Origin of the sequence: Streptacidiphilus sp. EB129 (assembly GCF_041262645.1) — a bacterium.
Lineage (GTDB): Bacteria > Actinomycetota > Actinomycetes > Streptomycetales > Streptomycetaceae > Streptacidiphilus.
The window spans coordinates 19,260-27,186 of record NZ_JBGCCS010000060.1 but is presented as its reverse complement, the minus strand read 5'-3'; the positions used below and the strand labels follow the sequence as shown (position 1 = coordinate 27,186).

Annotated in this window: 7 protein-coding genes; 1 reads left to right on the top strand and 6 read right to left on the bottom strand. The window is 71.1% G+C overall.

Annotated elements, in window-relative coordinates; all coding sequences use genetic code 11:
- The first annotated feature begins 225 nt into the window (after positions 1-225).
- Complete coding sequence (locus ABH925_RS35570; protein ID WP_370155312.1) at positions 226-951, top strand: hypothetical protein; 726 nt, start codon at positions 226-228, stop codon at positions 949-951.
- Positions 952-993: 42 nt separating this feature from the next.
- On the opposite strand, the gene ABH925_RS35565 is transcribed toward ABH925_RS35570, so the two are convergent.
- From ABH925_RS35565 to ABH925_RS35540, 6 genes are all read right to left on the bottom strand, one after another.
- The gene (locus tag ABH925_RS35565; RefSeq protein ID WP_370155310.1) at positions 994-2,145 is read right to left on the bottom strand and encodes an integrase; all 1,152 of its coding nucleotides are present in this window, start codon (positions 2,143-2,145) and stop codon (positions 994-996) included.
- Between the two features lie 401 nt (positions 2,146-2,546).
- Complete coding sequence (locus ABH925_RS35560) at positions 2,547-2,990, bottom strand: helix-turn-helix domain-containing protein (RefSeq protein ID WP_370155307.1); 444 nt, start codon at positions 2,988-2,990, stop codon at positions 2,547-2,549.
- 23 nt (positions 2,991-3,013) lie between these two features.
- Positions 3,014-4,039 carry a tyrosine-type recombinase/integrase gene (locus tag ABH925_RS35555; RefSeq protein WP_370155305.1) on the bottom strand — a complete coding sequence of 342 codons (1,026 nt, stop codon included), beginning with the start codon at positions 4,037-4,039 and terminating at the stop codon, positions 3,014-3,016.
- A gap of 105 nt (positions 4,040-4,144) precedes the next feature.
- Positions 4,145-4,609 carry an AAA family ATPase gene (locus tag ABH925_RS35550; RefSeq protein WP_370155302.1) on the bottom strand — a complete coding sequence of 155 codons (465 nt, stop codon included), beginning with the start codon at positions 4,607-4,609 and terminating at the stop codon, positions 4,145-4,147.
- Positions 4,606-6,252, bottom strand: coding sequence for a Mu transposase C-terminal domain-containing protein (locus ABH925_RS35545; protein ID WP_370155316.1), 1,647 nt, complete (start codon positions 6,250-6,252; stop codon positions 4,606-4,608). The genes ABH925_RS35550 and ABH925_RS35545 overlap by 4 nt, the downstream gene beginning before the upstream one ends.
- Positions 6,253-7,115: 863 nt before the next feature.
- Positions 7,116-7,250 carry a hypothetical protein gene (locus ABH925_RS35540; protein WP_370155300.1) on the bottom strand — a complete coding sequence of 45 codons (135 nt, stop codon included), beginning with the start codon at positions 7,248-7,250 and terminating at the stop codon, positions 7,116-7,118.
- Positions 7,251-7,927: the final 677 nt, after the last annotated feature.

Sequence of the window (7,927 nt, the reverse complement as noted above, 5' to 3'; positions counted from 1 at the left end):
GTGGACGGGACCTGCTGGTCGGGGAAGCCGCGGAACACCGGTACGGCCGTGATCAGCCCGCTCGGTGCCTTCCACTGCTTCGGGTTCTGCACCACCAGGGCGCAGCACGCGGACTGGGCAGGTGAGGTGGGTTTCAGGGACATATGGGTTGCCGGACCGACGGTAGAGCTCGTACATCGCCTCGACTCCGCCCTGGGCTGAACGCCCGCACTCTAATCTGACCGTGTGACGGAAGATTCGAAGAGCCTCCGGGCCGCCGAGCTGGGTATGAAGGTCACGACTGGCGCTGCTGCGGCTGCTGTCTCACTGGCGGGACCTGCGGGAGCCGTCGCTGGTGCCATCGGCAAGGAGTTGGTCGATGCTGCTGGGACCCGGTTGTTCGAGATGATCCGGCAGCGCAGGGAAGACCGTGCAGTGCAGGTCCTCGCGATCGGTGCTGCCGAGGCTCAGGCCTCGATCGACCGGTTCTCCGAGACAATCGAGAGCAGTCCTGAGCTGCTCTCCCTGCTCGCCGCAACAGTGCAGGCCGCGATGGAGACGCCCCTGGAGGCAAAGATCCGTGCGCTGGGCCGCTGCCTCGGCCGAGGAGTGAAGGACGACACACGGGTCGACGCGGAGACACTGCGTGTCCGCGGTCTGGCGCGGATCGATGTGCCAGAGGCGAAGCTCATGGAACTGCTTGCCGAGCAGCCGGGGTGGATGCCGATGGACCCGCAGAGCGGGGTGACCTCGCCGACCCGCTGGCTGGGCTGGCGCCGGGACGAAATCCTCGACAACCTTCCCGGCTTCGCCAACGTCCTCGATGCCTCCATCTCCCGTCTCGTTGCGGAAGGCCTCGCGCTCGACGCCGGGGTCGGTACCTGGGGCGGGGGCGGCCCCGGCCGAGAGCAATGGAAGCTCACCGCCTTCGGCCTCGACTGCCTGCGCCTGCTCAACGCCAACCGCTCCTGAGCGGGGTCTTCTGGTGCCCCCATTCGAATTGGTGCCCGCTCCTCACGGCGAGACATGGACCGGTGGCTGGAGGTAGGGCGTGACCCCGGAATAGGACATGCCCAAGGACACCGAGAGCAGTTCGATGTCGAGTTGGTCAGCCAGGGTGATCAGGCGGGTGGATCGCAGGATGCGGGGCAGCAGGCCGGTGGGGGCCAGGGTGTCGCGGATGTGTGCGGCTCCTGCTGGGTTGCGGGTGGTCTTGGTGCGGCGCGTGACCAGCAGGTGAGGGTTGGCTGAGCCGAGCTGGGTGCGGTGCCACTGGCAGCGTTCCAGAGCGGTCCAGGTGGCGGGGTCCAGCGGGGTGGCCACGGGACGGCCGGGGAACTGGACGCCGTGGCGGGCTGTGTCGATTGCGCAGTCGGTCAGGAAGCGCACCTCGGTGGTGGTCGCGGCGTGGAGCAGCGCGGCCAGGCCGATGAATGCCTCGTGGGGGTGGATGTCGGGGTTGGTGGTCCAGCGTTGGTAAAGGGCCCGCTGCTCGTCGGGGGCCAGGGTGGGGCCGCGGAACCCCCGGTGCTGCGCAGCGTTCAGTGCGGCGGCGGGGTCGTGCAGGACGGTGCCGGTGCGGTGGGCGTGGGCGAAGAACTGGCGCAGACCTGCGAGCCAGGCGGCGCGTCGGGCCGGGTTGCGGGCCAGGAATCTCTCCAGGTCCGCGGCGTGGACGCCCGCCCAGGTGGTGCGGCCTGGGGCATCGAGGTGGAGTGCGAGGTCGCGGATGGTGTCCAGGCGGACCTCGATGGTCTTCAGCTTGACCGGCTGCAGTCCCAGCTGGTCGCACTGGCGGCGTCGGGCGAGCAGGTCCTCGGCGAAGGCCTCCACGGCCGGGCGCAGTGGGCCGGGGATGGCGTCGAGGCGGCGGGTGCGGCGAGCGGTGGCCCGCTCGTCCTGGGGGTCGGATGGTGTCGGGAGGTGGTCACGGGCGATGAAGAAGCTGTTCAGGACGGGGCTGAGCTGGGGGTGGTGTGCCTGGCAGTGGGCGAGGAGGGCTCGGGGGTCCTGGATTGCGGTGTGCTGGAGCAGCCGGCCTGTGTGGGTGATGAGCTGGCCGGCGTAGGCGGGGTTGCGGTACGTCGTGAGGTACGCGGCGAACTCGTCCCACCAGAGCGGGACGTGGGGCAGTCGGCGGGCCCAGCCTGCGGCGCGTACGGTCACGCGGTGGGGTGAGCGGTCGTAGCAGGCCTTGCACAGGCCCCTGGCCCACTGCCCGGTCCGTGCGCAACTCCCGCACCGGGCCACGGCGGCGGTGTCCGTGTCGGAGGCGGTACAGGGGCGGCACCACTGTGTCGCGGCCCGAAGGACGCGACGCCGACCGCAGCGCCGGCACCGGCCCCTGGCGGGTGCCTCGTCGGCACGGCGGCTGCACGCCGCGCACACCTCGGCGCGCGAGCGCCTGCCGGCGCCGCAGCCGGGACACGTGCGTACGCACCAGGCGCAGCGCTGATCTGCCGTGCCCAGACGGCGCAGGTTCCCGCAGCCGGGGCACCGGCCGCGGGAACCCGCGCCGGACGGCACCGGCACGGGGAGCTCCCCGGTGCCCTGCTTCGAAGTCGCGGTCACAGCGGGGGCAGGGATCGGCGTAGCGGCGTCGCGTGCAGCAGCGCGGGGACGGGGGTGGCGGGAGCAGGCCGCGGTGGCGGTACGCAGGCCGCCACCGCGGCCGGGCTGGCGGGCGTCGAAGACGGCAGGGGTGTGTCGGTGGTGCGCAGGGTCAGCAGATCCGCCGGGGTGCAGTCCAGTGCGGTGCACAAGGCGGCCAGGGTGCGCAGCTTGATCTGCGAGGGCTGCCCGGTGAACAGCACGGACACAGAGGCGGATGAAAGGTCCAGGTGCGCGCGTTCGGCCAGCAGGCGGCGCAGCTGGGCAGCGGTCCACACTCCGCGCTCGGCCGCCGCCATCCGCAGCCGCCACCGCACCGGGGGTTCGGTGGCGGTCACTGTGCCCGAACTCGGGTCCGGGTCCGGGTCCTGGTCATCGGGCGGGGTGGTGTGCATGGTCATCAGGTCCTCCCTCTGGTTGCCGGTCATCCGACCAGGTCCGCCAGCGCCTCGGTGGTGGCGCGCTGCCAGGCGTCCTCGACGAACCGCGCCGAGGGCTTCACGTAGGCCATGGTCGAGGCGATATGCCGGTGCCCGAGAAGTTGCTGGACCGCGACCAGGTCCATCCCGCGCTCGTAGTGGTGGGTCGCGCACGCCCGGCGCAGTGCGTGCGGCGCAAAGCGGTCCGCATACGGGCGGCCCTCCCCGTCCAGCAGGCGGGCCAGGCGGTCGCGGACCGTCTCGGGCTTCAGCACGTCGCCGTGCGGGTCGGGGAACAGTGCGGCGGTGTCGGGGAACAGGGGTCGTACGTCGGCGAGGTACCAGGCCAGGACCTCCTGCAGGCCGTCGAGCAGCGGCGTCCATCTGGGGCGGGGGCCCGAGGTGTTCGCAGCCTTGCCGAACCGCACGTGCAGCCGGCCAGAGTGGCCCTGCTGGGGATGGACGTCCGCGCGGTCCAACCGGACGAGCTCACCGATCCGCACACCCGCGTGGTAGAGCGTACGCAGCAGGGCGTAGTCCCGGGCCGTGGCGCGGTAGTCCTCAGCGGTGGCGATCTGTTCGCGGGCGTGAGCGAAGAACGCCGTCAGGCGCTCGGCCGTGGGCGGAGCCCCCACCAGGGGCGAGCCCTCGCAGGCGTGCCGCTGACGGTTGAACCGGTCCAACGGGCTGCCCAACCGGACACCGAACCGTGCGTAGATCTCTGTCCGCTGACGTTCCTGCAGGAACTCGTGGAACGAGCGCAGGGCCTGCACATAGGCCCTGCGCGTGCCCGGGGCCCGGCCCTTGGCCACCAGGGCGTACATCATGGCGTCGACGTGGCCGGCATCGATGTCCCACACCGGACGGTCGAACTGCGCCAGCACCCGCGCCAGGAGCGAGGCCGAGCCACGGACCGTCGCCGGGGAGAAACCCCGCACCACCCACGTCGCCGCGAACGCCGCCACACACGCCCGCTGGAACTCCCACGGATCATCCGCCCCCGCGCCGGTACCCGGTCCCAGGACCGCCATACCGCCGTTGACCAGACACAAGTGCCGACCCGTCACTACCCCGACCCCGATCCCGTGGACGCATCTACAGGCAGCACCTGAAAAGCCCGTGTACCGCCAGACGGGTTAACGAGCCGGCACACAAACAGCAACGCCACCAGCCAACCCACCCCGCGTCCCACACCACAGTTTCGACAGCCACTGCGCCTCGTCACACACCAGCACCCGGTGCTCCCCCAGCGCACGGCGCAGCGTGCGGTCGAACTCGATCGGGTGGGCCGGCGGGCGGCCAGGCAGACCGAGCGCGTGGAACAGTTCGTGGCGCAGGTCCCGGGTCGAGGGCCGGGCCCGGAACTGGATCCGGTGCGTCAGCGCGGGCGCGAGCTCGCGAAGCGAGGCGTTGACCGCGAACGACTTCCCATGGCCGGCAGGCCCGTAGATGCAGACCATCGCCCTCGCCTCGATCGCGGCGCGGATGTCCTCCCGCACCGCCAACAGCGCCCGCGTAACGACGACCTGCGCACCCGCCAAGCGCATGTAGTGGTCCTCGCGCTCACCTGGCAGACGGCCATGACGACCCGTAGCACTCATTGGTCCGTGTCCTTGTCTACGTGACGGGATTCAGGGGCGGAAGCTGATGGTGCGGCCGGCGCGTCACCCCGGCCCGTGTCCACGCCCGTGCCAGTGCCGGGCACCCGGCGGCGGATCGGCCGGGCCCAAGAGGCCGGCGGCTCCCTGGGCGGGATCAGGTCCGGCAGGGCGCGTGCGGCCAGGTCGGCGGCACGGCGGGACGCCAGTTCCACGGCGGCCTGCTCCGCGGTCACCGCACGCAACCGTTCCGGGAGCGTGGCCGTGGTCATCGCGGCGAACCGCTCCCTGCTGTCACGGGCACTGGCCGCCAGGGCCTTCTCCTGACGGCGCCGCTCCTGCCCCCGGGCACAGCGCAGAGCGGCGCGCTCGGGCCCGGTGGCCTCGTCGGCAAGATGGGCCGTGCCCAGGTGGCTGCCGGTGACGGCGTCGAAGACCTCGATCTCGCGGTCATGGTGGGGGACGTAGCGAATCCGGACCCTGGTCCCGGCGTCGGCGTAGCCGGTCATCCAGGCGCCCACGTAGTAGCGGCCCCGCCAGCGGACCCCGCTGCCAGTCAGCGCACGGGTACGTCCGTCGCCCTCCAACGTGAACATGGCCAACTGGTCTGCGGGGACGTCCTCGATCGGCGTGGGGTCCGCCTCCCACGCCTGCAGCGGCGTTCGGCCTGCCAGCGCCTGCGAGGTGTGCTCGGTGTTCCACCAGCGCACCCAGTCCAGCAGCAGCTGCACAAATACGGTGAAGGCCAGCGGCGGGGTCGGGTCCCGGTCCCGGGCGCGCCTGCGGGGCGCGGCGGTGGGGGCGTGCCGGTAGCGGGGCAGCGAGACGAACAGCATCCGCTCCGCGCAGCGGTTGAGGTTCTCCACCGTCCCCTTCAACTCCGGCCGGTACGCGGGCAGATCCTGGACCGGTACCGCGAACGCCCCCAGCGCGGCACCCACCGTCCTCGACAGGAAGTCCCGGCCCCGGTCGACCCGCACCAACGACGGCAGTCCCCCAATCGGCCCGTACACGCCCTCGGCGTCGAAGCGGGTCAGTGCGATCCGCAGCGCCGCCAGCACCCCGTCCCGCGACGGCTGATGCGCACTGACCGCCGCCCCCGCGACCGCGCCCGTGGCGCAGTCCACGAACCAGGTCACCCACGGGCACACCAGCTCCCCCTCCAAGTCCACCTCGACCGGCACGTGCGTGTGGTCCCCCTCCCAGCACGCATTGCGCCACCGGCGCGGACGACGCAGGTGCACGTCATGCCGACGCCGTGCCCGCTCCCCGCCCTGCAAAGCCGCGCGCTGACCTGGATTCAAGTCCCGAAGTACCGCCCGCTGCAGCGTCGCCAGCGACACCACCCCCGCCACCGCGGACGCCACCACCGCCTCGTCCCCACCCCCCGCCAGCGCCCCTGCGCGGGCCTCGGCCACCAGCTCGCGGTGCACCGCAGCGGTGTTCCCACACCACCGGACCAGGCGGGCGTGCAGATCCGCGGTGAGCGTGAAACGCTCCCGCGTCACGGGACCGCTACGCCCTTCACGGGCCGCCTCCAACCACCGCCACACCGTCCGCAGCGACACCCCCGCCGCCACGGCCACCAGCCGGGCATGATCCGTCGACAACTCGCCCCGCGCATCCAACGCCAGCAAACGCCCCACCGCCTGCGCGCGCACCACCCCCACCGATACCGGCGCGGAAAGCGAACCGGGGCCGGCACCCGTCGGATCCGACACACCCTCACCCACTCCCTCGCTGGTGCCCCGCCCTCCCAGCAAGCAGCAGACCGCACCCCGGTGACACCACAAACCGCATTCCGGTGACACCAGCCGATGCGTCCGGTACAAGCACGACCCGCATGAACGCCAGGACCCGCGAGGACAAACCATCAACGATCTTGCTTAGGAAGCCGCACCAGCCTGTCCAGCGACAACGTCACCAAATGACACCATGATCACCGCACGAAAACGTCACCACTACCCAACCCACCAGCACAAACACAGTGACACTCCATGCATTTCAGCGGTGACACCAACCCGCAGATTCGCAACAGAGCGAGGAATGGGAGCCAGGAATTGGAGAAGGCGCAGCGGAATTTCGCCGGTTGCCGGGAGGAGGGGCGGGGATGGCGGTGGCCTCCGTGGTCCCTGGCAGACCCGGGAGTGGCCCGGCGCGGTCTGGTGCGCGCCGCTACGCCAGCTGCGGGAGACGCCGGCGCCCGTGGCGTCCCGTCACCCGTGGACCAGTGCCGGGCGTTGCCCAGTGCGTACGGGCCCAGGCCGCGGAGCTAGGGCATCGCGTTGGGCGACGTCCGACCCGGCCTGGGTCCCGGGCGCGGCAGCCGCTGCCGTATCCCAGGACGGAGTGAAGCTCTGGTGCATGAAGCCGGACACGCCCGTGATGCCGGCCCGGGGACCTCGATGTCCATCATGAGGACGACCGAGATCCCCGGTGGAGCCAGCATGCTGGAACGGGGGCCGCCGCCGCATGACCCTGCGCTCCGTCAACACGCCTGCACGAACCCCTAGTCCGAGGTGCCCTCGGTGTCCTCGGTGGCCTGGGCGTCGGTGGCCTCCGCCATCTTGTTGAGATCGGAGGCAAGGGTTTTGGAGTAGAAGGAGCTGGTGTCCGGGAATTCGGGGGCTGTCTCGTCCGACATCTGGAGTCCCTTCGCCGGTGACAGCGTGTTGTGAGCCTGTCACGTCTACGTGTGGTCCCATCATGCCGAAGAAGACGGCAAGGACGGTGGAGAATCCCCAACTCAGCCGGTCCCCACGTCAGCACGAGGTGCTCCCGACGAAGCGCGGTCACTCCTTGCGCCCCCGGCCCCGGATGGGCAGCGAGCCGAGCACGGCGCGCGACGACCGCCGTCCGACGGTCACCACACAAGGCATCGCCTATCTCAATGACGCAGGCCGCGCTGACACCCCGCCACATCCCCGCGCACGGCACCGCCGAGCGCACACCACCAAACAGCCCGCGCCGCCAGCCCATCAAAACCACCGACGCGCGCACCCGCCCCTACCCACCCCACCCACCATCCACCACAACACAGGACAACAGGAAGAGAGAGCGCAGAGGAGGTTGTCAGAAGTCCCGTGAGGACATACAGGCCCCCTGAGCAGGCACAACACCGAGACCCGCCACACCTACACAAGCACCCAACGGCCGGGCCTACGGCCCCCACTACGGAGGGCCCTACGGCCCCCGATACGGCCCCCTCAACGACACACCCCCGTAGGCCCCTGGCAGACCGGGGAACAGCCCGGCCGGGCCTGGTGCAGGCCCCGGACGCCAGATGCGAGAAACGCCGGCGCGGGTGACGTCCCGTCACCG